We start from the raw sequence: 22,578 nt of genomic DNA on the forward strand, positions 1-22,578 counted from the left end.
CACAAAAAACGGCTCGGAACGTGTCAGGAGCAACGATCCCAAAAATACGCTCAAACGTATCCTGGCTGGGAATACCGCCTTGCAGCCTCAGAAAACGGCGCAACCACACTTGTCGGTGAACGGCAAAGGTGTGAATCAAGGCGTAGTTCGTTGCCCCACAGATCACCGCCAGAACGCTGATCACCAGAATGTCGCACAGCAAATGTCGAATTCCCCGTGCCTGACGGGGATCATCAAGGGTGGCAAAGGTGGCGGTCAGCGTGATCAGGTCTGCTTGACGAATAATTTTGGATGACACCCACCACCCTACCCTGACTTTGCGGTAGCCCTGGGGCAGCGGTATGGAAGCCCCAACCGCAACCGACGTGACACCCCCGCCCCCGCCTTTGTCCTATCATGCGTCCCGGTTTCGCACGGCGTCCGTGAGCAAATTTCGTGTTTCCCACTGCTCCGAACCCCGCGCACGGCGAGCCTATCCCCAGACACCCTGGCCCCAGAAGCCCAGGTTTCTGCCCCGGAGGAGGACGCCCGAACATGACTGCCACTAAATCCACCCTGACCACACCCCTCTTTACCACCACCGACGCAGCCGAGCTGTATCAGGTGCCCAACTGGAGCGGCGGCTGGTTCCGCGTCTCCGATAAGGGCGAGATGGAAGTCACCCCCGCCCCTGGCCTGCACGCCCCACTGCGCGCGATTGTCGATGAGATCGTGGAGCGCGGCGAGAGCCTGCCCGTGATCCTGCGCTTTCCCCAGGTCATTACCGGGCGCGTCAAGCACCTGAACGAGTCCTTCCAGAACGCCATCACCGAGTATGGCTACGGCAACCATTATCAGGGCGTCTTTCCCATCAAAGTCAACCAGCGCCGCGTGGTGGTGGAGTCGGTGGCCGCCGCTGGCTACGACTACGCGCACGGCTTGGAGGCCGGCAGCAAGGCCGAGCTGGCGCTGTGTCTGGCCCAGCGGATGCACCCCGACGCGCTGCTGTGCTGCAACGGGTTCAAGGACGACGGCTTTATCAAGCTGGCGCTGTGGGGCCGCACCCTGGGCAAGAACGTGGTCATCACCATCGAGAAATTCAGCGAGCTGGACCGGATTCTCAAGCAGGCCAGGGCATTGGGCGTCAAGCCCGCCATCGGCGTGCGCTTCAAGCTGCACGCGCGCGGCAGCGGTCAGTGGGAGGAATCCGGCGGCGATCAGGCCAAGTTCGGCCTCAACGCCTACGAGCTGCTGCGCGTGGTGGAGCGCCTGAAGGAAGAGGACATGCTGGACAGTCTGGTGATGCTGCACACCCACATCGGCTCGCAGATCACCGATATCCGGCGCGTCAAGGTGGCCGTACGCGAGGCCACCCAGACCTACGCGGGCATGATCGCGGCGGGGGCCAAGCTCAAGTACCTGAACGTGGGCGGCGGCCTGGGCGTGGATTACGACGGTTCCAAGACCACCTTCTACGCCTCCATGAACTACACCGTGCGCGAATACGCCGCCGACATCGTGTACACCATTCAGGAGGTCTGCAAGGCCCGCGAGGTGCCCGAACCCGTGATCATCAGCGAGTCGGGCCGCGCCCTGACCGCCCACCACGCCGTGCTGATCATGCCGGTGGTGGACGTGACCGGCCCCACCCGTGACCTCGAAGACCTGGCTCCCGCCTCCGAGGACAGCCACCAGATCGTCAAGGACATGGAAGAGGTGCTGGAAAAGATCACGCTGCGAAACTACCGCGAGTCCTACAACGACGCGGTGGGCGACAAGCAGACACTGCACAACCTGTTCGATCTGGGCTACGTCACCCTGATGGACCGGGCACGCGGCGAGGCGCTGTTCAACGCCATCCTGCGGCGGATCGCCAAGCTGATTCAGAACGAGAAGTACGTGCCGGACGAGCTGGAAGACCTGCAAAAAGTGCTGGCCGACAAGTTCATCTGCAACTTTTCACTGTTCCAGAGCCTGCCCGACAACTGGGCCATTCAGGCCCTCTTCCCCATCGTGCCGCTGGACCGCCTGAACGAGCAGCCCACCCGTCAGGCCACCATCGTGGACATCACCTGCGACTCCGATGGCAAGATCGACAAGTTCATCGACCTGCGCGACGTGAAATCCACCCTGCCGCTGCATGAGCCGGGAGACCGCCCGTACTACCTGGGCACGTTTCTGATGGGCGCGTATCAGGACGTGCTGGGCAGCGCCCACAACCTGTTCGGCAAGGTCAGCGAGGCGCATGTGACCGTTAAGCCAGGGGGCAAGTTCCACATCGATCTGTTCGTGCGCGGCCAGAAGGCCCGGCGCATGATCGAGTCGATGGGCTACGAGGAACCCATGCTGCGCGACGCCATCGAGGACCAGGCCGACATCGCCATCAAGGGCGGCATCCTGACGGGCGAGCAGGAAAACGAGCTACTGGACGACTACGGCGAGGAATTGCTGGGCTACACCTACCTGGAGTATGAGGAAGGCTGAGGCCCGGCGCTCCGACAATTGCAGACGGCGGACCCATGAGCGGATTCGCCGTCTTGCTTTTGATGTCCATTCCCCTGGACGTGAACCTGCCCCGGCCTCAGCGCGGCGGCGAACCTGGCAGATCGACGGCCTGCACGGACACTGGCTCCCCGAAACGGGGGTACTTGCTGCCCAGACTGGGTTTGCCGCGCCCACACAGCACCGTGATTTTCGGCTGGCTGCCCCCCCTGATCTCGGCCAGCGCCAGTCGGCCCGTCTCGTAGGCCCCCATGTCGATGTACAGGTGACGGCCCATGCGGGCGGGCACCGGGACCGGGGTGTGGCCGTGAACGCTGTACACCACGCCGTCGGGCATGGGAAACGGTCCCTCGAAGGGACGCAGCCACAGCGCCGCCGTCATGGCGTCCGGGTACTGCTGGTGGCGCACGGGGGGCGAGGCGTGGGCGATCAGCACGCTGGGCGTGGCAGGCGGCTGATCGTGGACCTCGCCGTCCTCGGTGACATAGACCACCCGGCCCAGGTCCTGCAAATATTCTTCCAGCATGGGCGGAAACTGCTCCAGCGTCAGACCGCCCAGTTCGCTGCGGACCGTCTCGCCCCCCGCGCGCATCCACGAGCGAAAGCCCTCGATGGCGCGGCGGTAATCGCCCATGTCGTGGGTGCCCAGATACTGCCGGTACCAGCGCAGGCCCGAGGCCGCCATCAGTTCGTGGTTGCCCATCAGCAGGGTGGCGCGGCCTTCCTTTTTCAGGGCCAGCAGTTTTTCCACCACCTTCATGCTGCGCGGTCCCCGGTCAATCGCGTCGCCCAGGCTCACGAAGTACGCCTCCGGGTACTGGGCCAGGGCGGCGTCCAGCAGGTCCGGTCTGCCGTGCAGATCCGGGATCACCACCACCTGACGGGTCACGGCTGCCCTCCTTCCTCTTGGCCAGCGCTGTTTTCATCCGTGAAGTCCAGCAGCGTCTGCTTGCTGCGTTCGCGCAGGAGCCGCGCGCCGTCCGGGTCGGGCGTGAAGGTCACGGTGCCGCCCACCACCGCAACGCGGTACGCCGCGCCGTCCGCAGCAGCGGGCAGCCACTCGGCGGGCAATTGGAAGGTGCGGCCCCGCGTATCTTCCACATCGGCCAGACCCGCATCCTCGTCCAGCACATCGATTACCAGCAGTTGTTCGGCGTTCACGCTCATCTGCGGCAGTCTAGCGTTCCAGGTCATACAGTTCGCTGACCTGCATCCTTCGGGGGACGCCCTGCCCCCAGCAGGGGGGGTAGGCTACGCGGCATGTCTGCCTCCCGCCCCCGTGGCCCACACCTGACCCGCCGCCGCGTGTTGCGCGGGCTGGCGGGCACTGGTCTGGGCGTGGCGGCGCTGGGCGGTATGGGCGCGGCGCAGGCGTACCAGTTTGGCGTGACCCGACACACCCGCGCGCTGCCGGGCCTGACGCGGCCCCTGCGGGTGGCCTTTCTGACCGATCTGCATTTCGGGCTGTTCATCTACGGCGGCAGCGTGCGCGCCTGGGTGGACGCTGCCAACGCCGCGCGCCCGGACCTGATCCTGCTGGGCGGCGATCAGATGGACTACCGCGCCGACGAGGCCCCCACCGCCCTGCTGAGTGAATTGCAACGCCTGAATGCCCCACTGGGCGTGTACGGCGTGTGGGGCAATCACGATTACGGCAGCTTCGGCAAGTATTACAGCCCGCATTACGGCCCGCGACGCGACGACTGGCTCCAGCGCCGCGAGGCCCTGCGCGCCGCCTACGCGGAGGTGGGGGTGACCATCCTGCGGAACGAGGGCCGCAGCGTGCGTGAGGACGTGTATCTGGCCGGGGTGGACGACCTGTGGGAGGGAGAGATGGACCTGGATGCGGCCCTAGCCGGAAAGCCTTCAGCGGGGGGAACGCTGCTGGTCAGCCACAACCCCGATCTGCTGCCGGACCTGCCCCCTGGCCTGGGACTGGTCCTGAGCGGCCACACCCACGGCGGCCAGATTCGGTTGCCGCTGATCGGCGCTCCGGTGGTGCCCAGCAGGTATGGGCAGCGGTACGCAATGGGCTGGGTGACGGGCGCACACGGCACGCCCGCCTACGTCAGCCGGGGCCTGGGCCTCAGCGGCGTGCCACTACGGAACCTGTGCGAGCCGGAAATAGCCGTATTCACGCTGACGCCTGAATAAGAGTTGAGATCCGCGAAAAGCCCTCTCCAGATGAAGAGGGCCTGAGAATAAACGCTTGCTTTACTTCTCTGTGAACGCCCCCAAGGCCCGGAACCGCGCCGCGCGGCCCTTCTTCAACTCCTGCGGCGACTGCGCCATCAACTCGGCCAGATGGCGGCCCACAGCCTCGCCCACGGCGGCGGCGGCCTCGTCCGGGTTCAGGTGCGCGCCGCCGTTGGGTTCGGGGATCACTTCCTCCACGATCCCCAGGTCCAGCAGATCGGGGGCGGTGAGCTTCAGCGCCTCGGCGGCCAGCGGGGCCTTGCTGGCGTCCTTCCAGATGATGCTGGCTGCGCCTTCTGGCGAGATCACGCTGTACCACGCGTTTTCCTGGATCAGCACGCGGTTGCCCACCGCTATGGCCAGCGCACCGCCGCTGCCGCCCTCGCCGATCACGGCGCAGACCACCGGCACGCGCAGGTTCAACATTCGGCGGATGCTCTCGGCAATCGCCCAGCCCTGACCGCGTTCCTCGGCCTCCAGGCCCGGATACGCGCCCTGGGTGTCCACCAGCGCCACCACGGGCAGCCCGAACTTCTCGGCCAGATCCATCAGGCGCACGGCCTTGCGGTAGCCCTCGGGGTTGGCGCTGCCGAAACGCCGCTTGATCTTGGTCTTGGTGTCGCGGCCCTTCTGCTGAAGCAGCAGCATGACGGGCACACCCATCCAGCGGGCGGGGCCACCGATCAGGGCGGGATCGTCGCCGAAACGGCGGTCCCCGTGCAACTCGGTAAAGCCGGTACACAGGCGGTCCACGTAATCCAGCGCGGTGGGCCTGCCGGGGGCGCGGGCCAGTTGCACCCGCTCCCAGCGCCCCGGCGGCCCGCTGGCCTCGCGCAGCCGCTGCACTTCCACCTTCAGCGGCAGGATGGAGGCGTCCAGGTTCTGCCCGGTGCGCTGGGCGGTGGCCTCCAGATCGCGCACGCGGGCTTCCAGCTCACGCAAAGTCTCGGGACTGCCGATCATGCGCCCACCTCGCGGCGGGTCAGCAGTCCCAGCAGATTCGCCAGATACGGGCGCTGTTCACGGCGGTCCACCACGGCGTCCACCATGCCGTGCGACAGCAGAAATTCAGCCCGCTGAAAACCTTCGGGCAGGCTCTGGCGGATGGTCTGCTGGATCACGCGCGGTCCGGCAAAGCCGATCAGGGCACCCGGCTCGGCCACGATCACGTCGGCGATGGTGGCGAAACTGGCGGTCACGCCCCCGGTGGTGGGGTCCGACAGGATGCTGACATAGGGCAGGCCCGCCTCGCTCAGGGTTTCCAGGGCCACGGTGGTTTTCGCCATCTGCATCAGGGACAGCGCACTTTCCTGCATCCTGGCCCCGCCACTGGCGGTCACGATGATCAATGGGGTGTCATGTTCGGCGGCATATTCGGCGGCGCGGGCAATTTCCTCGCCCACCACGCTGCCCATGCTGCCACCGCTGAAGGCGAAGTCCATCACGGCCAATGTTACGGGCAGATTCAGGATGGTGCCGCTCCCGGTCAGGATCGCGTCGGGGCGACCCGTCTTGGCCTGAGCGCGTTTCAGACGGTCCGTGTACGCCTCGGTGTCGTGGAAGTTCAGCGCGTCCACGGGATGCACCCTGCCGGACAGCGGCGTGAAACTGCCCTCATCCAGCAGCACATCCACCCGCTGGGCCGCGCCCAGACGCAGGTGATGGCCGCATTTGGGGCAGACATAGGCGTTGAGCAGAAGATCGCGGTTGTAAATGCTCTCCTTGCATTGAGGGCATTGGGTCCATAACTCTGGCACGTCCGCGCCCGTCTGTTGCTGTGGGCGGCGGCGGCGGAAAAATCGGTCAAGCGCCATGCGGTTCAGTCCTCCGGTAAGTCTTTCTCTGGCCGCATTCTAGCGGCGTGGCCGCAGAACAAATGCACCGGGTTCAGCGAATGCGCCAGATGCCAGGCAGAGGTTCCCTGATAGCGGCCTGAAACAGACAAGCCTCAGAGCTTCTTGTCCAGCCTGACGTCGCCCAGTCTGGCCTCACTCAATCTGGCCTGTGCTGCCGGAGCGTCGCCCAGTTTGGTCTTGAGATAATCGTCCAGTTGGGCCAGTTGCAGGTTCATGTCCTGCTGCAACCCATCAATCCGCGCGTTCATGGCCCGCAGCTCGTTGCCCGTCTCGCCTGTGCCCAGCGCGTTCATGCGGGTATCCAGGTGGCTGCGTAATTCGGCAAATCGGCTGCCTTCCTGGCTGTCCAGGCTTACGCGCAGACCTTCCATGTCGCGCAGCAGCTTGGCGGTGTCGGCCTGGGCGCGCAGGTTGCTGATCCCTGCCCAGAAATAGAACAGCAGCGCGGAAAAGATGGCCGTGAGCAGCATGATCAGGCCGATGGGCGCAGTGACGTACTGGACAAAGCCCAGATTCATCGGTTGCAGGGCCATCAGCGAACCGAAGTTCAACACGGCGAAGATGAGGAGGAGGACGAGACCGGCGATCAGGACAATTGTCCGCATAGAGGGAAGTTTAACACCCCGCCCTGTCTGCACGGGGTGAGCGGCTTTGCAAGACTTTTACACTTCTTCCTGACCCCGGCCCCGGCAAATATCACGGTTCTCACCCAGGGCGGCGGGGTATCCTGTGCGCCTATGTCCCTTGTCGTGTTGGTTACGCTTCCCCCCGAACGGGCGCATGACATGGCCCGCACGCTGGTTGCCGAGCATCTGGCAGGCTGCGTCAACATTCTTCCCGGCGTCCAGAGCGTGTACCGCTGGCAGGGCGACGTGGCCGAGGATCCCGAGAGCATGTTGCTGATCAAGACCAGCGGCGAGAAATACCCCGAACTGGAAGCCCGGATCAAGTCCCTGCATCCCTACGAGGTGCCCGAGATCATCGCCCTGCAATATGACCGCGCGCTGCCCGAATTCCAGAGCTGGCTGCGGGAAGCGCTCAACCCATAAGTGAGCGAGAACCGCCCCAGACTCCATCCGAGCAACTAGAAAGCCCCCACCCGCGTTACTGCGAGTCGGGGCTTTTCGTGGTCCTTCAGACTGGGTGCGCGGCGCTCAGCCTGCCTGTCCCGGCGTGGTGACTTCCACGGCGGTCAGGGTTTCCGTGACGCGGTAGGTGTGCTGCATGCCCTTTGGGACGCAGTAGCTGTCGCCCTCGCCCAGCAGGATGGTCTGACCATTCATATCCAGTTCCACCTTGCCGCTGATGACGTAGCCCAGCGTCTCGTAGTCGTTGGCGTGGGGCTGCTTGTCCTCGGTGTCGCTGGGCTGCTCGTTGTGCCACAGGCGCATGCTGCCCTGCTGCCCGGCCACCAGATGGTGCTGACCGTCTTCGCCATGCTTCGTTCCATCACGGCTGACTTTGTACTGCTGGCTGTTACTGTTCTGGGTCATGGCCCCACTCTCCCCTCTGTGCGCCCAGCCGGAGTGATGTGGGCGTAAGGGGACATTCACGAGGACTTGCCAGGACCTTTATGCGCCCTCGCCCTTTTCCCGCACCGGACGGGTCTGCCACGCCAGAAACGCCGCGTACACGTTGACCAGCGCGGCGGCCAGATGCCACAGCGGCAGCTCGCCGCCCACCGCCCAGGCCAGCGCCGACGCGGCGGCCAGCCCATTCAGGCCCACGCCCACGCGGTAGGTCAGGCCCTCGTGCGGGGTGCTGTACATCGGGGTGCGGGCGTGGGGATCGTGCATGGACGTGAGCGCCTCGGCGTAGCGGATCAGGGTCAGGATGCCGAAGACCAGCAGCAACCCGGCCAGCAGCATCACCGCCAGCCCCAGGTAACGGCTGACCCCCTCGTAATCCAGCGCGCCCAGGGCAAAATGGGCCAGCGAACCCAGCACGCTGACCAGCGCCAGCCCCAGCGTCCGGGGGGTGCTGTAATTGGGGGGATCACCGAGAGCAGGCATAGCGCGGACCCCAGCTTGCCGCCTGCGCCGATGCGGGGGATGAGTGCGGCGCGGGGAAAAACGTTAGACGTGGCGCAACCCCGTCCCAGCCGACACTGGATCAGACTCTCATGATTTACTGCGTGTGGCACGGCCTTTTTGCCCTCTAGCGGTGGCATACCCCGGAGGCGTACACTACGAGATCACGCCTGAACGGCTGCCCCCCATTTTTCAGGGCGGGCGCAGTTCGCGGCCTGGCGGGGAGGTGAAAGGCACATGGGAACCAAGGAAGACGTTCGTTCGCGGCTCAACATCGCGGAAGTCGTCGGTGAATATGTACGCCTGACCCCCGCCGGGAAGGGCCGCATGAAGGGCCTGTGTCCCTTTCACAACGAGAAAAGCCCCAGCTTTCAGGTGGACACCGATCAGGGCTATTTCTACTGCTTTGGCTGCAAGGCGGGCGGCGACGTGTTCAGCTTCGTGCAGCGCAGCGAGAGCCTGAGCTTCGGCGATGCCCTGCGCAAGCTGGCCGAGCGCGTGGGCATTCAGGTGGAGGCCAAGTACGGCGAGCGCAGCAGCCGCGACCTATACGACGTGAACGCCTTTGCCCTGGCCTACTTCCGCGAACACCTGCCGGGGCCTGCGCTGGACTACTTCCGGCGGCGCGGCCTGACCGACGAGACGATTGCCGCCTTCGAGCTGGGTTACGCTCCCGACGGCTGGGACGGTCTGCTGAAGCACGCCCGCGTTAAAGGCCTGAACGAACGCCAGTTGCTGGAAGCGGGCCTGCTGACCGAGAACGCCGAGAACGGGCGCGTCTATGACCGCTTCCGGGGCCGCGTGATGTTCCCCATTCGTGACCATCTGGGCCGTCTGGTGGGCTTCGGCGGGCGCGTGCTGGACGACAGCAAGCCCAAGTACCTGAACACCCCCGAGACCGACGCCTTTCGCAAGGGTGAGGTGCTGTACGGGCTGGACAAGGCGCGCACGGGACTGGGAAAATCGGAGAACGGCGACTCCGAGCTGATCGTGGTGGAAGGCTACATGGACGTGATCACCATGCAGCAGCACGGCTTCACGGGCGCAGTCGCCAGCCTGGGGACCGCCCTGACCGCCGAACACGCCACGTTGCTGGAACGGCTGGGCGCACGCAGCATTTCCCTGATGTTCGATCACGACGAGGCGGGTCTCAAGGCCATGCTCAAGGGGCTGGATCAGGTGCTGGGGGCCAAGTTCCGGGTGCGGGCCACCTCTGTTCCCAGCGGCAAGGACCCGGCAGACGCGCTGCTGGCCGGGGACGACGCGGGCATCCGCAAAGCGCTGGCCGACGGCGTGGACGAGGTGCAGTACCGCGTGCAGGCCGCCATCGAGACGCACGGCACCGCCACCGCCGAGGGCAAACGCAAGATTCTGATGGAGTTGCTGCCGCGCATGCAGAACCTCGATCCACTGGACGAGATCGCTGAGGGCGTGCGCACCGCTGCCTGCGAGACGCTGGGCATCAAACCCGAAGCATTGATGGAGTGGATCGGCAGCAAGGCCAAGCGCCGCACCCTGACCGACACCCATCTGGCGGGCATGAGCGCCGGGCGCGGCGAGGAAGAGAACGAGATGAAGCTGCTGCGGCAACTGCTGATCGATCCCAGCCTGCTGGCAAAATTGGACGGCAGCGTGCCGTGGCGCAACGAATCAGTACGCAAGGTGATGCTGGCGGTGCAGGGCGCAGCCAGTTCCGACGCCATTCTGGACGTATTCCGGGGCCAGCCAGAGGAACAACTGCTGATCCGCCTGCTGTTCGAGGGCCGCGATTCCGGCAGCATCTCCCGGCACGGCAGCGAGCAGTACGATCAGAAGGTCAACGCCTACGCCGCCGCCGCCGTGGACGACATTCAGGTGACCCTGAGCATCGACGCCATGCGTGCCGAGATCGGCCTGCTGAAAAAGCAGGTGGGCGGGGCCGCCCCCGCCGAGCAACTGGACATGCTCAAGCAGATCGGGGAACTCCAACGCGCTGTGGAAGCCGAGAACCGGGGACGGCGGGGCATCGCATAGCGCAGAGGACCAACCGTTGAGCGGTCACGAAAAGTGATTCTCTTCGTTCCTCAAGCAAGACACAGGCGGACGGCCCTACCGCTCAAATCCTCTCCCAGACATCAAAAAATCCCCCTCCCAGATCCGGGAAGGGGATGAATTTGCCTGACGCTTACTTGCGGTCCTGCAATTTCACGTACTTCGCGTCCTTCTCGCCGGTATACACGCTGCTGGGGCGCAGCAGGCTGTTGTCCTTGCTGTACTCGATCACGCTGGCGCACCAGCCGCTGATGCGGGCCAGGGCGAAGATCGGGGTGAAGAATTCCTTCTTGATGCCCAGGTCGCTGTACACCGTGCCGCTGTAAAAATCGACGTTGGGGTAGATGCCCTTGTCGCCCAGACGGTCCACCACCGTTTTTTCGATGGTTTCGAGAACCTGGTAGTAGTTGCTCTTGCCTTCCTTGCTCGCCACATGCTCGGCGTAGTCGCGCAGCACGCGGCTGCGGGGATCGAAGTTCTTGTAGACGCGGTGGCCCACGCCCATGATCTTTTCCTTGTTGTCCAGCTTCTTGGAGATGTACGCCTCAGCCCTGTCCGGCGTGCCGACCTCGTCCAGCATGTCCATCACGGCCTCATTCGCGCCGCCGTGCAGCGGTCCCTTGAGCGCGCCGATGGCCGAGGTGATGCACGAGTACATGTCGCTGAGGGTGCTGGAGGTGGCAATCGCCGTGAAGGTGCTGGCGTTCATGCCGTGATCGACGTGCAGCACCAGCGCGATGTCGAACAGGCGCGACTGCTCGGAGGTGGGTTCGGTGCCGGTCAGCATGTACAGGAAGTTGCCCGCGTGCGTCAGGTCCATGCGCGGCGCGACGGCGTCGTGGCCCTCCTGCGTGCGGCTGATGGCGGCAATGATCGTGCTGAACTGAGCGATCATGCGGATGGTGATGGCCCGCTGGGCTTCGGGGGTGATGTCCTCGGACTGCGGATCGAGCAGGCCCAGGTAGGAGACCGCCGTGCGCAGGGCCTGCATGGGATTGATGCCGCGCGGCATGTCCTGGATGACCTGCTGAAGCTGCTGCGGGATGGCGCGGTTTTCCTTGAGGTGGGCGTCGAACTGCGCCAGTTCCGTGGCAGTGGGCAGCTTGCCTTCCAGCAGCGCCAGCGACAGTTCCTCGAAGGTGCTGTTCTCGGCCCATTCCTGAATCGGAATGCCCAGGTGCAGCAAAATCCCTTCCTCGCCGTTGATGAACGTCAGCTTGCTTTCGGTGAATTTAACGCCTGCCAGGCCCTTGGCGATTTCAGTCATGATAGCCGAGGATAGCACCGCCGCCCTACGCGGTCAGATACGCATCACGTTCCCGCAGGGGTAACAACCTTCATGTCTGGTGGCACGGCGGCCCTACAATGCCCGGCGATGACCGCCCCCGCTCAAGTCGTTCTGGCCCTGGACACCGCCACCCCCTACCTGACCCTGGCCCTGCGCTGGGAGGGGGGCGAGGTGGCGTCCTCCAGAGAAGTGGGCCGGGCGCACGCCGAGGAACTGCCCGCCGCCACGCGCCAGTTGTTTGCGGAGGCGGGCCTGCCCTTTCGCGCCGATCTGATCGTGATCGGCACTGGCCCCGGCTCCTATACCGGCGTGCGCGTGGGGGCCAGTTACGCGCTGGGGCTGGGACGCGTGTGGACTGCCCCAGTACGCGGAGTCCCCACCCTGGAGGGTCTGGTCAGAGGTGAACACGCTCAGGCCGTCTCGCTGGACGCCCGCAAGGGCAACGTCTACGGCGCGGTCTATGAGGTCAGGGGCGGCGCGGTGGAAAGCGTGCGCCATGCCCCGCAGAAATTCAGTCTGGAGGACTTTCAGGCGCTGATCGGCCCGCTGCCCCACCAGCAAGACCTCGCGCCCGATGGTTTAGCGTTGCTGGAAGCCGGGCTGAGGCATGGGCAGAAGGAATGGGCGCTGGCCTACCTGTAGCGCAGCTCTATTTCAGACCCACCAGTTCCTCGCTCAGCGTCCACAGCCGCGCCGCACTCTCTGAATCGCGGGCATAGGGTTTGTGGCCGAACATCGGGTCCGGGTTCTGCGGGTCCAGCGGCGTGCTTTCCTGAAGGTCCTCCAGAAACAGCCCGCCCACGCCTTCCATTTGCGGCGAGGTGGCGGCCCAGACGGTGGTGGAGGCTCCCTCCTCGGTGGTTTTGAACACGGCATTCAGCTTGCCCGACTCGTCCTGCCAGCCCATCGCGCGCTGTTCCTCCACCGGGACAAACTTCTGCAATCCGGTCATGATGCCGCCGGGATGGACGGCATTGGCAGTGACGCCCTGCGCGCCGTACTTCTGCGTCAGGCCCACGGCGAACAGGGCATTGGCGGTCTTGCTCTGGCCGTAGGCGTCCCAGCGGTCATAGGGGCGGCGTTCAAACTGGATATCGTCCCAGACGATGTCGCTGCGGCGGTGGCCACTGCTGCTCAGGGCCACCACGCGGGATGGAGCGGCGGCCAGCAGCGCGGGCATCAGCAACTGTGTCAGCAGGAAGTGGCCCAGATGGTTGGTGCCGAACTGCGTCTCGAAGCCGTCCGGGGTCTGACCCTGCGGCGTCGCCATGATGCCCGCGTTGTTGATCAGCATATGGATTGCGGGGGCCGCCGCCAGAATCCGCGCCGCCCCCTCACGTACCTGTGCCAGCGAAGCGAGATCCAGCTCGATGACCTGAGCGTTCTGATTGCCCGTGGATTCACGGAGTTCGGCGGCGATCTTCTCGCCCTTCCCGATGTCCCGGACGGCCAGGATCACAGACGCCCCCGCCGACAGCAGCGCGCGGGCCGTCTCGACGCCAATGCCGGATGATGCGCCAGTAATCACAGCAGTCTTCCCCGTCAGGTTGATCCCCTGAACGACTTCGAGGGCGGTGGCACGCGGCGCAAGTGGGCTGGCGATGGTGGTCATGGGACCGAGCTTACGCCTCCGGGATGTGGGCAATGGCAAGCGGCCAACCCTCCAATGGAGAAGGTGGCCGCTGCCTGAAGCGAAGAAATCAGCTCGTCGGCTGGCTGATGCCTTTCAGGGCCGTTTCGTCCACACCCGTCTGCGCCCGCACGGCCAGATCGCCCAGGCTGACGATGCCTACCACCGCGCTGCCCTCGGTGACGGGCAGGCGGCGGAGCTGACGGTGGGACATCTCGCGGGCGGCTTCCTCCACCGTGGTGTCGGCGGTCATAGTGAACACGTCGCCGGTGGCGTAATCGCTGGCCGGGGTGCCGAAATCGTGGCCGTAGGCGACGGCGCGCACCACGATGTCGCGGTCCGTGATAATCCCGGTCAGCATGTCGCCGTCCATGATCAGCACGTTGCCGATGCCCTGTTCTTTCATGTGGGTGGCGACTTCTTTAAGGGTGGCGCGGGTGTCCACGGTGGTCAGGTCCGGGGTCATGATGCTTTTCAAAGTGGTCATATGGTCACCCTAGCCCGCCCGCGTTGGGGGGCCGTGGGGAGGCGCTAAAGAAATGGAAAAGGGAGAGGCCAGCCGCGCCTCTCCCTTTTTCCTTACTCTGTTCCGCTCAGCGCATCAGCCAGTCGAAGGACGTCTTGACCAGGATGTTGCGGCTGCCGGGGGTCAACCCTTCCAGACCAAAGCCCATGTTGACGGTCCGGTAGCGGCCCGCGTCGTTAGCAACGATGGCCCCGGCGTTCTCTCCAGCACTCTGGGCGCTGACCCGCCCGCCACGTGCGGGCTGGCTGGCCTGCTGGCCACTGTTCCCAAAGATCTGGCCCAGCGCGGTGCCGATGATCCTGCCCGCGATCTGCTCGACCAGACCGCGCGGGTCCTGCTGCTTCTGGGCGGCGCGGCCCCGGTTGGGATCGACCTTGATGCTCTGGGCGCTGATGGTTCCGGCGTTGGCGTTGGCGCTGCCCCACGAGGCGACGGTGGCGCTGCCGCCCAGATCGGCGATCACGTCGGGATAGACCTGATTCTGCGAGCTGCCCGCCGCGTTCAGGGTAAAGGCGGTGTTGCCGAAGGCCCCGCCCGTCACGAACTTGGGCGTGCCGCTGCTGTCGGCCACCAGTCGGGTCTTTAAGACGCTGCGGTAAAAGTCCCCTTCACCGATGTCGTAGCCGATGTCCTGGCCGGTCACCAGCAGTCGTCCGCCGCCCGAGAGGAACTGGCGCAGGGTGTTCTGATCACCAGCCGTGATGGTGTTCTGATACTGCTCGCCGCTGGCCCAGATCACGATGTCGGCCTTCTGCATCTCGCTCAGGGGAGGCGCGCCCTGAGACTGGACATTCCAGACGAACGCACCGCCGCTGACTGCGTTGGCCTTGAGGGCGTCGCGCAGCGCACCGGTCACGTCCGCACCCACACCCATGTCGTCATCGACGAGCAGCACGCGGGGCTTGCCCGCACTGGGGGCCGGGGTGGGTTTGGGGGCTGGAGCTGGCGTAGGTGCGGGCGTCGGCTTGGGCGCAGGCACTGAAGCGCCCGGCACCGGCTTGATAAAGCAGCCCTTGAGCTTGCCCACGGCGGGGTCACGGCCCCATTCGGCCACCGTGCAGTTGAAGCCATCCGTTCCCGTGCCGGTGGCGTACTGGCCCTCGGTGCCGAAGGCGGCCAGCCGCTGCCCACTGAAGTTGCACTTCTGGTTTTCCAGCGCGCACAGATCGTAGTCTGCCGGGCCAGTGGGGGTCTTGTTGGCAGGCGGCGGTGTGGGGGCAGGCGGAGGCGTAGGCGTCGGTTTGGGTGCAGGGGGAGGGGTGGGTGTGGGAGCGGGCGGAGGAGTCGGGGTGGGCTTGGGCGGGGGTGTCGGTGCGGGGGGTGGGGTAGGCGTGGGCTGGGGGGCCGGGGCGGGTGCGCCCACGTTCACGCCCAGCTTGCTCAGCGCTCCGGGCACGCTGATCAGGCCGAAGCCCACGTTGTTGTTCTTTGACCCGGCATTGCTGGCACTGGTGTACAGCGCGTTCTTAATGGCGTCCACGCTGCTGCCCGGCTTGGCCGAGAGCAGCACGGCCACCGCGCCCGCCGTGATGGGACTGGCCTGCGAACTCCCGCTCTTGGCCCCGTACTTGTTGCCGGGAATGGCGCTGGTAATGTCCTGCCCCGGCGCGGCGATGTCGGGTTTGGTGAACACGCCGTTGATCTTGCCGCTCCAGGCCACCGGCCCCCGGCTGCTAAAACTGGCCACGTTGCCGCTCTGGTCCACCGCGCCCACACCTACAGCGTCCGGCAGGTTGCCGGGGCTGCCGGTGCTGGCCGACGCCGGGCCGAAATTACCGATGGCAAAGACTGGAACCACACCTGCCTTGAGCATGTTCTGCACGGGCACGATGAACTCGTCATAGGTACCGGGAATGCCCAGGCTCATGTTCACCACGTCCGCGCCGTCATTGGTCTCGGCGTTGTTGTCGGGGTCCAGCACGTACTGCATTCCGGCGATCACCTGGGCAAAGGTGCCCTCGTTGTTGGGCAGCACCAGCGCGCTGATGACGCGGGCGCTGGGGGCCACGCCCACCGTATCCCCCACCAGCAGGCCCGCCGTATGGGTGCCGTGATCGGTGCTGTCACGCGCCGAACCGTTCACGCGGTTGCCCTCGCCGTCAAACTCGGCGAAAGCGGCGATCTTGCCCGCCAGTTGCGGGTGGTTGGGATCGATGCCGCTGTCCAGGTGCCCGATCTTGATGCCCTGCCCCTTGAACCCGGCGGCCCACGCCTGCGGCACACCGATCTTGGCCAGATGCCACGGCTCCCCGGCGGCGGCAGCAGACGCGCTCAGGGCCACGGCCCGCTGGGGCTTGGGAATCTGCACCTTGAAGTTCTCGAAGATGTCGGTCACGAAGGGCAACGCCGCCAGCGCGCGGGCCTGCACCGGGGTCAGCGGCAGGTAGATGCTCTGGTCCAGCCACAGCGAGGTGGCCTGCCCGCTCTTGATGGCGCTGGCCAGAAAGCCCGCCGACGATCCGAGCTGGCTCAGGCGGCCATTAAGCTGCGAGCGCAGATTCTTGAGCTGTGCCTGACCCCGCGCGTCGCTGCCGAACTGAAAGCGCACGATCACGCCCACCTTGGTCTGGTCACCGCGCTTGGCCCGCTCCAGCAGCGTGGGCGACAGGCCCGCCGCGCCCGCAGAGGAAAGGGACGCGCCGCCCACCATCAGGGCCGCGCCCAGTAACAGGCTCTTGCGCCCGGCCATCTTGACTCGGGGCATCTTTACTTGGGGCATCTTCATACGGGTCAGCGTACCTGCCCCGCCATGACGCCCCCTGAACGCCGCGTGAGGAAACCTTAAACCGCCGTCAGGGCCGCGTCAGTCTGTCTGTCCGTACACCTGGGTCTGAAGGCCAGGAAACGCCGCGCGCAGCTCATGGGCCAGCCGCCGCAGCCCCCATTCCTCGCTGCGGCGGTGTCCCAGCGCGATCACGCCCAGTCCCCACGCGTGGGCGGCGACTGAGGCGGAGGGCCGCAGTTGCCCGGTCAGATACACCCGGACACCCCCATCAGCGACGTGTTCGATCAGGCTGGGATTCATGGCGTTCATCAGGGCCACGCGCAACGGGCCAGAGGTGTCGGCGGGCGGCCAGGAACTGTCCTCACCGCCCAGCTCAGCGTGGAGGGCAGCGCGCAACCCGTCCCAGGTGTCCTGCGGAGGCGTGGCAGTGACGCCCTTCAGCTCGCCCTTCCAGACCACTTCATCCACGTCGCCCCAGCCCAGGGCGTGGGCCAGACGATAATTCGGCCCCGTCGTCAGCGCCAGATCGAAGCCGTCGTGGACGCCCAGCACGCCCAGACCGGACCACCTATCCCCCACCCGCAGGGACCGGTGGACGAACAGCGCATCGGCGTCCAGCGTGAGTGGCAGGTCGGCGGGTTCGAGGGCCAGCGCCAGCCGCCGAACCTCCTGTGGCCCGTCACGCTTGAGCGGCTGTGCCTCGCCAAATTCCGCGCGTAGCCAGTCGGCCAGTGCGTGCAGGGTGGGCGTCATGGTTGCCACTTCCAGACTTTCGACACAAAGGGCGGATTCTCCATCGCGGCCAGCTCGTCAGCATCGGGCGCTTCATACCAGCCTGACCACTCCTCTAATTCGGCCCGCGTGATCGGGAAGGTGTCGGGCGGCAAAGTATGATTACGGGCTTCCACGCGTCGCCACAACTCTTTCAGTGTCACGTCCAGCACATGCAGTTCAAAACGGACGCCGAGTTCAGCGGCACGCGAGCGGAACAGGTCACGCTCCTCCTTCGCCCAGCAGCCGTAATCGAGAATCACGTTCATGCCCAGCGTTAAAGCACGCGCCGCCATCCCCCACAGCAAGCGGGATTCCAGAATCCAGCGTTTGTCACCGGACTCGCCCGCACCGAACAGCGGCGTCATCCACTCGTCGGGCGTCAGGCGCAGCGCCGACTGTTCCCGTTCCAGCCGCCGCGCCAGGGTGGTCTTGCCCGCGCCGGGTAGGCCGATCAGCAGAAAAAGGGTGGACACAACCCAACAGTAACCGAGGCGACCCCGGAACTCTGCCGGGACCGCCTCTATAAAGCTGGAGTTATTTCTCTTCTTTCTGCTCGGACTTCTTGTCGTAGTTCACGCCTTTCCAGCCTTCCTCACCCTGCAAGCCCGCCGAGGAATCGCGCTCGACATTCGCGTCCACAGTCTCCTGCGACATCTGCGCGCCCTGCTCGACTTTCGCGCCGCGCGGAGTCTCGCCCCGGACTTCCGTGCGCTGCTTGTCGGTCATCTCGGTGCTGAAGGTGGGATTTTCAGGCTTCTTGGAATCAGTCATGCTCCCATGTTGCGCGGCGGGCGTAACGCAGGGGTGAGAGAAAGGCCAATGGGCGCAGGGCGAATTCCCCGGACCTTCAGCGGGACAGGGCAGCTTGCGCCTGCGAAATGACGGCCCGCAATCCACGCTCAAAGCGCTCCACAGCCCCGTCCACGTCCGTCAGCTTGTCCAGCCCGAACAGACCGATGCGGAAGGTCTTAAAATCTGGTCCCTCGCCCACCTGAAGCGGCACGCCCGCCGCGATCTGAAGGCCCGCCTCACGGAACGCCTTGCCGCTCTGAATGGCGTCCGCGTCGGTATAACTGACCACCACACCCGGAGCCTTGAACCCCTCGGCGGCGACGCTCGAAAAGCCCGCTGCTTTCAGCACTTCGCGAACCCGGTTGCCCAGTTCCCACTGCGCTTCCCGCGCCTTCTCGAAGCCGAACGCCTTCATCTCCAGCACGGTGTCGCGGAACTGGCACAGGCCGTCGGTGGGCAGGGTGGCGTGGTACGCGAAGCCGCCGCCCTCGTAGGCACGCATGATGTTCAGCCACTTCTTGAGGTCCAGCGTGAAGCTGACCGAGTCGGTGGCGTCCACCCGCTCAGTCGCTGCCGCGCTCAGCAGCGCGATTCCGGCGCAGGGCGTGCTGCTCCACCCTTTTTGCGGCGCGGTGATCAGCACGTCGATGCCCAGATCGGCCATGTCCAGCCACACGCAGCCCGAGGCGATGCAGTCGATGACCAGCAGGCCGCCGACTTCGTGCGTCGCCTGCGCCATCTGCCGAAGGTACGCCTGCGGCAGGATGATCCCCGACGACGTTTCCACGTGCGGTGCGAACACCAGCGCGGGCTTCTCGCGGCGGATGGCCTCCACCACTTCCTCAATGGGCGGGGGCGCAAACGGCTGCTGCTGCCCGTCCGTCTGCGCCTGGGCCGAAAGGACCGTCACCGATTCCGGCACGCGGCTCATCTCGAGAATCTGGGACCAGCGGTAGCTGAACCAGCCGTTGCGGACCACCAGACAACGTTGCCCCTGCGCCAGTTGATTCACCACCGCCTCCATTGCAGACGTACCCGAACCCGGAATGATCGCCACGGCCTCGGCGTGGTAGACCGCCTTCAACTCGGTGGACAGATCATTCATGACCTTCTGGAAGGCGGCGGACATGTGGTTGAGAGAACGGTCCGTGTAGACCACCGAATATTCCAGCAGGCCGTTGGGGTCAATGTCGGGGCGAAGTGGGGGCATGGCGTCTCCTTGAAGTGAGGGGAAAGTAGAGGGGTAGATTGAAAATTGCTTCCACTTCTAAGTATGACCCAAAAGCGGAAGCGAACGTCCCGTTTCCAGCATCAGGCTTGCGCCCTGGGTCGGGACGACGGGTCAGAACTGCGCCAGAACCCCTTTCAACCGCTCTTTCTGTGCGCCGAAGTCCTGCACGCGACGTTTCTCTTCCTCAATGACCTCGGCGGGGGCGCGGGCCACGAAGTTCTCGCTGGACAGCTTGCCCTGCGCCTGTTTGATCTGCTTGTCCAGTTCGGTCAGACGCTTTTTCTGCTTGCCCAGCCACTCGGCGATGTCCACCGTGCCTTCCAGCGGGGCACGGACGGTCACGCCTCCTTCCACGGCGGAGAGGGTGCGGCCCTCCAGTTCGGCCACCAGATTCACGCGGGCGATGCTTTCCACCACGCGGGCGTTCGCGGCGACTGTGGCGGCCTGTTCGCCCTCTATCACCACGCCCAGCCGGTCCTGCGGCGACAGCCCCAGCTCGTTCTTGAGGCTGCGGGCGGCGGCCACCGCGTCGCGCAGGCCGTTGAAGGTCCGCGTGGCGTCGGCGTCATGCAGGGCGTCCACCGGCTGCGGCCACGCGTGCAGCGCCAGTTGGCGGCGGTGGCCCAGCGCGGCATAGACCTCGGAGGTGATAAACGGCATGAAGGGGTGCAGCAGCTTCAGAATATGCTCCAGCACGGCCTTCAGAGTCGCCATGCTGCCCAGCCGTCCCTCGGCCAGCGCGGGCTTGGCGGCCTCGATGTACCAGTCGCAGAACTCGTCCCAGGTAAAGGCGTACAGCGTCCTGATAGCCGCGCCCAGATCGAAGGCGTCCAGTTGTGCGCTCACCTCGGCGGTCACGGCGTTCAGGCGCGAGATGATCCAGCGGTCCGCCGGGGTCAGGTCATCGCGGGCCACCAGCGCGGTCAGCACGTCCTTGCTTCTCAGTTCCGCGCTGGGGGCGTCGGGCATCAGGCTGCGGACATAAGCGCTCAGATCGTCGTCGCCCTCCAGCCCCGGAACCGCCTCGCCCAGCCGCATCAGCGCGAAGCGGGACGCGTTCCACAGCTTGTTGGCAAAGTTGCGCCCCTGCTCGAAGCGCCGCGCGTCGTGGCGGATGTCCTGTCCCCCCGTACTCAGGAAGGCGAAGGCGAAACGGCAGGCGTCCACGCCGTACTGCTCGAACAGTTCAATGGGGTCAATGCCGTTGCCCTTGCTCTTGGACATCTTCTGGCCTTTCGCGTCCAGATACAGGCCGTGCAGCATCACCGTGTTGAATGGAGCCTGCCCGGTCAACCCGTACCCGGCCATCTGCATGCGCGCCACCCAGAAAAACAGGATGTCGTAGCCCGTGACCAGCACCTGCGTCGGGTAGAACTTGCGGAAATCCTCGGAGTCGGTGTCGGGCCAGCCCAGCGTGGAAAAGGGCCACAGGTTCGACGAGAACCAGGTGTCGAACACGTCCGGGTCACGGCGCAGTTCCAGATGCGCGTAACGCGGGTCCTGATCGCAGTCCAGTTCAGGGTTCTCGGGACCAGGGACGTAGATGTTGCCCTCGGCGTCGTACCACGCGGGAATCTGGTGGCCCCACCACAACTGCCGGGAGATGTTCCAGTCGCGGATGTTCTCCAGCCAGTCGCGGTTGACCTTGCCGTAGCGCTCCGGCACCAGCCGCATATCTCCGTTCTCCAACCCGGCCAGCACCTGATCGGCAAACGGCTTCATATGCACGAACCACTGCGTGCTGATGATCGGCTCGACGGGCACTTTCGTCCGCTCGGACAGGCCGATGGCGGTGTCGTGGTCCTTTTCCTCCAGTAGATCGCCAGAGTCAATGAGAGCCTTGACCACGGCTTTGCGTGCGGCGAAGCGTTCCATGCCCCGGAACTGTTCTGGCACGAGGTCAGAGGTCAGGTTGCCCTCTAAATCAATCACGCTGGGCCGCGCCAGTCCATGCCGCTCGCCGATTTCAAAGTCGGTGGGATCGTGCGCCGGAGTAATTTTGAGCGCGCCCACGCCGAAGTCCATTTCCACGGCGGCGTCGGCGATGATCGGGATGAAACGGTCTGTCAGGGGAATCCTGGCTTTCTGCCCCACCAGATGCGTGAAGCGTCCGTCTTCGGGATGCACGGCAATCGCCTGATCCGCGAAGATCGTTTCGGGGCGCACGGTGGCGATCAGAATCTCGCCCGCCCCGCCGTTGCTGGCCGCCGCTTCCGCATTCTCCAGCTTGTAGGACAGCGTGGACATCTTGCCCTTGCGGACCTCGCGGTCAATTTCCAGCTCAGACAGGGTGGTCTGCGCGGCCACGTCCCAGTTGACGATGCGCTCGCCCCGGTAGGCGGCTCCGTCGTGGTACAGCCGCACGAACTGGGCGCGGACGGCCCGCGAGAGGCCCTCGTCCATCGTGAAGCGCTCGCGTGTCCAGTCGGCGCTGACGCCCAGGCGCGTGAGCTGGTTGAGGATGATGCCGCCGGACTCGCCCTTCCACTCCCAGACGTTGTCCAGAAAGCGCTCGCGACCCAGATCGTGACGCGAGACGCCCTGCTCGCGCAGTTGCTTTTCCACCACCACCTGCGTGGAAATCCCGGCGTGGTCCATGCCCGGCAGGTACAGCGCCTCGAAGCCCGCCATGCGCTTGTAACGAATCAGCGTGTCGATCAGGGTGTTGTCCAGCGCGTGGCCCAGGTGCAGGTTGCCGGTCACGTTGGGCGGCGGAATCACGATGGTGAACGGCTCCCGGCCACTGGTGGCGTCGGCCCGGAACGGTTCGTTGCGCCAGCGCGCCGCCCAGCCCGGCTCGACGGCGGAGGGATCGAACTGCTTGGCGAGGACGGAGTCGTTCTCGGGAGTAGCCGTCTCAGGGTTGAGTTCTGTTTCGCGGTTGGATTCTGGAAGGTCAGTCATGGGCGGATCTCCTGAAGGTGGATTGGTTCGAGAGGAAATAAAATTCGTTCGTAGTTTTAAGGGTGGCGGATTGCGGTTTAACCCCTCAGTCTGCTTCGCAGCCAGCTCCCCTCA

Annotated in this window: 22 protein-coding genes; 5 read left to right on the forward strand and 17 right to left on the reverse strand. The window is 65.3% G+C overall.

The annotated features are described in order from the left end of the window. On the reverse strand, positions 1-298 hold a 298-nt coding region (locus Q319_RS0114060; RefSeq protein ID WP_162178639.1), incomplete at its 3' end, for a transposase family protein. A gap of 236 nt (positions 299-534) precedes the next feature. On the opposite strand from Q319_RS0114060, the gene speA reads away from it, so the two are divergent. Continuing rightward, the gene (gene speA / locus Q319_RS0114065) at positions 535-2,463 is read left to right on the forward strand and encodes a biosynthetic arginine decarboxylase (RefSeq protein ID WP_029483116.1); all 1,929 of its coding nucleotides are present in this window, start codon (positions 535-537) and stop codon (positions 2,461-2,463) included. A 97-nt stretch (positions 2,464-2,560) separates the two neighbouring features. Here speA and Q319_RS0114070 read toward each other — a convergent pair whose 3' ends face one another. Further along, positions 2,561-3,370, reverse strand: a complete 810-nt coding sequence (locus tag Q319_RS0114070) for a metallophosphoesterase (RefSeq protein ID WP_029483117.1) — start codon at positions 3,368-3,370, stop codon at positions 2,561-2,563. Beyond that, complete coding sequence (locus Q319_RS0114075) at positions 3,367-3,648, reverse strand: hypothetical protein (protein WP_034415184.1); 282 nt, start codon at positions 3,646-3,648, stop codon at positions 3,367-3,369. Before Q319_RS0114075 ends, Q319_RS0114070 begins: the two co-directional genes overlap by 4 nt. A gap of 93 nt (positions 3,649-3,741) precedes the next feature. Between Q319_RS0114075 and Q319_RS0114080 the strand changes: the two genes are divergently transcribed. Further along, positions 3,742-4,635 (forward strand): metallophosphoesterase, encoded by an 894-nt coding sequence (locus Q319_RS0114080; protein WP_029483119.1) that lies wholly within the window; start codon positions 3,742-3,744, stop codon positions 4,633-4,635. 60 nt (positions 4,636-4,695) lie between these two features. Here the strand turns inward: Q319_RS0114080 and Q319_RS0114085 are convergent, their stop codons facing one another. The 3 genes from Q319_RS0114085 to Q319_RS0114095 form a co-directional block, all read right to left on the reverse strand. Beyond that, entirely contained in the window at positions 4,696-5,640 is a 945-nt protein-coding gene (locus Q319_RS0114085) for an acetyl-CoA carboxylase carboxyltransferase subunit alpha (protein ID WP_029483120.1), read from the reverse strand. Then, complete coding sequence (accD, locus tag Q319_RS0114090) at positions 5,637-6,491, reverse strand: acetyl-CoA carboxylase, carboxyltransferase subunit beta (RefSeq protein WP_029483121.1); 855 nt, start codon at positions 6,489-6,491, stop codon at positions 5,637-5,639. Before accD ends, Q319_RS0114085 begins: the two co-directional genes overlap by 4 nt. Before the next feature lie 134 nt (positions 6,492-6,625). Continuing rightward, complete coding sequence (locus Q319_RS0114095) at positions 6,626-7,138, reverse strand: LapA family protein (RefSeq protein WP_342667892.1); 513 nt, start codon at positions 7,136-7,138, stop codon at positions 6,626-6,628. A 132-nt stretch (positions 7,139-7,270) separates the two neighbouring features. Between Q319_RS0114095 and cutA the strand changes: the two genes are divergently transcribed. Further along, positions 7,271-7,582: a divalent-cation tolerance protein CutA gene (cutA, locus tag Q319_RS0114100; RefSeq protein ID WP_029483123.1), complete on the forward strand. Its 312-nt coding sequence runs from the start codon at positions 7,271-7,273 to the stop codon at positions 7,580-7,582. A 105-nt stretch (positions 7,583-7,687) separates the two neighbouring features. On the opposite strand, the gene Q319_RS0114105 is transcribed toward cutA, so the two are convergent. Next, the gene (locus tag Q319_RS0114105; protein WP_029483124.1) at positions 7,688-8,026 is read right to left on the reverse strand and encodes a cupin domain-containing protein; all 339 of its coding nucleotides are present in this window, start codon (positions 8,024-8,026) and stop codon (positions 7,688-7,690) included. Between the two features lie 78 nt (positions 8,027-8,104). Beyond that, the gene (locus Q319_RS0114110) at positions 8,105-8,545 is read right to left on the reverse strand and encodes a hypothetical protein (protein ID WP_029483125.1); all 441 of its coding nucleotides are present in this window, start codon (positions 8,543-8,545) and stop codon (positions 8,105-8,107) included. Between the two features lie 255 nt (positions 8,546-8,800). On the opposite strand from Q319_RS0114110, the gene dnaG reads away from it, so the two are divergent. Next, positions 8,801-10,576 (forward strand): DNA primase, encoded by a 1,776-nt coding sequence (gene dnaG, locus Q319_RS0114115; protein ID WP_029483126.1) that lies wholly within the window; start codon positions 8,801-8,803, stop codon positions 10,574-10,576. A 151-nt stretch (positions 10,577-10,727) separates the two neighbouring features. Here dnaG and Q319_RS0114120 read toward each other — a convergent pair whose 3' ends face one another. Then, positions 10,728-11,861, reverse strand: a complete 1,134-nt coding sequence (locus Q319_RS0114120; RefSeq protein ID WP_029483127.1) for a citrate/2-methylcitrate synthase — start codon at positions 11,859-11,861, stop codon at positions 10,728-10,730. Between the two features lie 108 nt (positions 11,862-11,969). Between Q319_RS0114120 and tsaB the strand changes: the two genes are divergently transcribed. Further along, complete coding sequence (tsaB, locus tag Q319_RS0114125) at positions 11,970-12,524, forward strand: tRNA (adenosine(37)-N6)-threonylcarbamoyltransferase complex dimerization subunit type 1 TsaB (RefSeq protein WP_029483128.1); 555 nt, start codon at positions 11,970-11,972, stop codon at positions 12,522-12,524. 7 nt (positions 12,525-12,531) lie between these two features. Here the strand turns inward: tsaB and Q319_RS0114130 are convergent, their stop codons facing one another. The 8 genes from Q319_RS0114130 to Q319_RS0114165 all read right to left on the reverse strand — a co-directional run bounded on the left by Q319_RS0114130 (position 12,532) and on the right by Q319_RS0114165 (position 22,464). Next, positions 12,532-13,494 carry an oxidoreductase gene (locus Q319_RS0114130; protein WP_029483129.1) on the reverse strand — a complete coding sequence of 321 codons (963 nt, stop codon included), beginning with the start codon at positions 13,492-13,494 and terminating at the stop codon, positions 12,532-12,534. Between the two features lie 88 nt (positions 13,495-13,582). Next, on the reverse strand, positions 13,583-13,999 hold the full coding sequence (locus tag Q319_RS0114135) for a CBS domain-containing protein (RefSeq protein WP_029483130.1): 417 nt from the start codon (positions 13,997-13,999) through the stop codon (positions 13,583-13,585). A 106-nt stretch (positions 14,000-14,105) separates the two neighbouring features. Next, positions 14,106-16,763, reverse strand: a complete 2,658-nt coding sequence (locus Q319_RS0114140) for a S8 family peptidase (RefSeq protein WP_245619245.1) — start codon at positions 16,761-16,763, stop codon at positions 14,106-14,108. A gap of 78 nt (positions 16,764-16,841) precedes the next feature. Beyond that, positions 16,842-17,516 (reverse strand): Nif3-like dinuclear metal center hexameric protein, encoded by a 675-nt coding sequence (locus Q319_RS0114145; protein ID WP_029483132.1) that lies wholly within the window; start codon positions 17,514-17,516, stop codon positions 16,842-16,844. Continuing rightward, positions 17,513-18,010: a P-loop nucleotide/nucleoside kinase family protein gene (locus Q319_RS0114150; protein ID WP_029483133.1), complete on the reverse strand. Its 498-nt coding sequence runs from the start codon at positions 18,008-18,010 to the stop codon at positions 17,513-17,515. Before Q319_RS0114150 ends, Q319_RS0114145 begins: the two co-directional genes overlap by 4 nt. A gap of 61 nt (positions 18,011-18,071) precedes the next feature. Then, positions 18,072-18,308 carry a hypothetical protein gene (locus Q319_RS0114155; protein WP_029483134.1) on the reverse strand — a complete coding sequence of 79 codons (237 nt, stop codon included), beginning with the start codon at positions 18,306-18,308 and terminating at the stop codon, positions 18,072-18,074. Between the two features lie 76 nt (positions 18,309-18,384). Further along, the gene (locus Q319_RS0114160; protein WP_029483135.1) at positions 18,385-19,539 is read right to left on the reverse strand and encodes an aminotransferase class V-fold PLP-dependent enzyme; all 1,155 of its coding nucleotides are present in this window, start codon (positions 19,537-19,539) and stop codon (positions 18,385-18,387) included. Between the two features lie 132 nt (positions 19,540-19,671). Then, on the reverse strand, positions 19,672-22,464 hold the full coding sequence (locus tag Q319_RS0114165) for a valine--tRNA ligase (protein ID WP_029483136.1): 2,793 nt from the start codon (positions 22,462-22,464) through the stop codon (positions 19,672-19,674). Positions 22,465-22,578: the final 114 nt, after the last annotated feature.

The sequence above is a fragment of the Deinococcus marmoris DSM 12784 genome (genome assembly GCF_000701405.1).
Classification (GTDB): Bacteria; Deinococcota; Deinococci; order Deinococcales; family Deinococcaceae; genus Deinococcus; species Deinococcus marmoris.

Excerpts from the sequence above, each read along its gene's own strand:
- Q319_RS0114130 (WP_029483129.1), bottom strand. The coding sequence starts at position 13,494 with ATGACCACCATCGCCAGCCCACTTGCGCCGCGTGCCACCGCCCTCGAA.
- Q319_RS0114095 (WP_342667892.1), bottom strand. The coding sequence starts at position 7,138 with ATGCGGACAATTGTCCTGATCGCCGGTCTCGTCCTCCTCCTCATCTTC.
- cutA (WP_029483123.1), top strand. The coding sequence starts at position 7,271 with ATGTCCCTTGTCGTGTTGGTTACGCTTCCCCCCGAACGGGCGCATGAC.
- Q319_RS0114080 (WP_029483119.1), top strand. The coding sequence starts at position 3,742 with ATGTCTGCCTCCCGCCCCCGTGGCCCACACCTGACCCGCCGCCGCGTG.
- Q319_RS0114105 (WP_029483124.1), bottom strand. The coding sequence starts at position 8,026 with ATGACCCAGAACAGTAACAGCCAGCAGTACAAAGTCAGCCGTGATGGA.
- Q319_RS0114140 (WP_245619245.1), bottom strand. The coding sequence starts at position 16,763 with ATGAAGATGCCCCAAGTAAAGATGCCCCGAGTCAAGATGGCCGGGCGC.
- Q319_RS0114120 (WP_029483127.1), bottom strand. The coding sequence starts at position 11,861 with ATGACTGAAATCGCCAAGGGCCTGGCAGGCGTTAAATTCACCGAAAGC.
- Q319_RS0114085 (WP_029483120.1), bottom strand. The coding sequence starts at position 5,640 with ATGATCGGCAGTCCCGAGACTTTGCGTGAGCTGGAAGCCCGCGTGCGC.
- Q319_RS0114075 (WP_034415184.1), bottom strand. The coding sequence starts at position 3,648 with ATGAGCGTGAACGCCGAACAACTGCTGGTAATCGATGTGCTGGACGAG.
- Q319_RS0114145 (WP_029483132.1), bottom strand. The coding sequence starts at position 17,516 with ATGACGCCCACCCTGCACGCACTGGCCGACTGGCTACGCGCGGAATTT.
- dnaG (WP_029483126.1), top strand. The coding sequence starts at position 8,801 with ATGGGAACCAAGGAAGACGTTCGTTCGCGGCTCAACATCGCGGAAGTC.
- Q319_RS0114110 (WP_029483125.1), bottom strand. The coding sequence starts at position 8,545 with ATGCCTGCTCTCGGTGATCCCCCCAATTACAGCACCCCCCGGACGCTG.
- Q319_RS0114135 (WP_029483130.1), bottom strand. The coding sequence starts at position 13,999 with ATGACCACTTTGAAAAGCATCATGACCCCGGACCTGACCACCGTGGAC.
- Q319_RS0114160 (WP_029483135.1), bottom strand. The coding sequence starts at position 19,539 with ATGCCCCCACTTCGCCCCGACATTGACCCCAACGGCCTGCTGGAATAT.
- Q319_RS0114155 (WP_029483134.1), bottom strand. The coding sequence starts at position 18,308 with ATGACTGATTCCAAGAAGCCTGAAAATCCCACCTTCAGCACCGAGATG.
- tsaB (WP_029483128.1), top strand. The coding sequence starts at position 11,970 with ATGACCGCCCCCGCTCAAGTCGTTCTGGCCCTGGACACCGCCACCCCC.
- Q319_RS0114165 (WP_029483136.1), bottom strand. The coding sequence starts at position 22,464 with ATGACTGACCTTCCAGAATCCAACCGCGAAACAGAACTCAACCCTGAG.
- speA (WP_029483116.1), top strand. The coding sequence starts at position 535 with ATGACTGCCACTAAATCCACCCTGACCACACCCCTCTTTACCACCACC.
- accD (WP_029483121.1), bottom strand. The coding sequence starts at position 6,491 with ATGGCGCTTGACCGATTTTTCCGCCGCCGCCGCCCACAGCAACAGACG.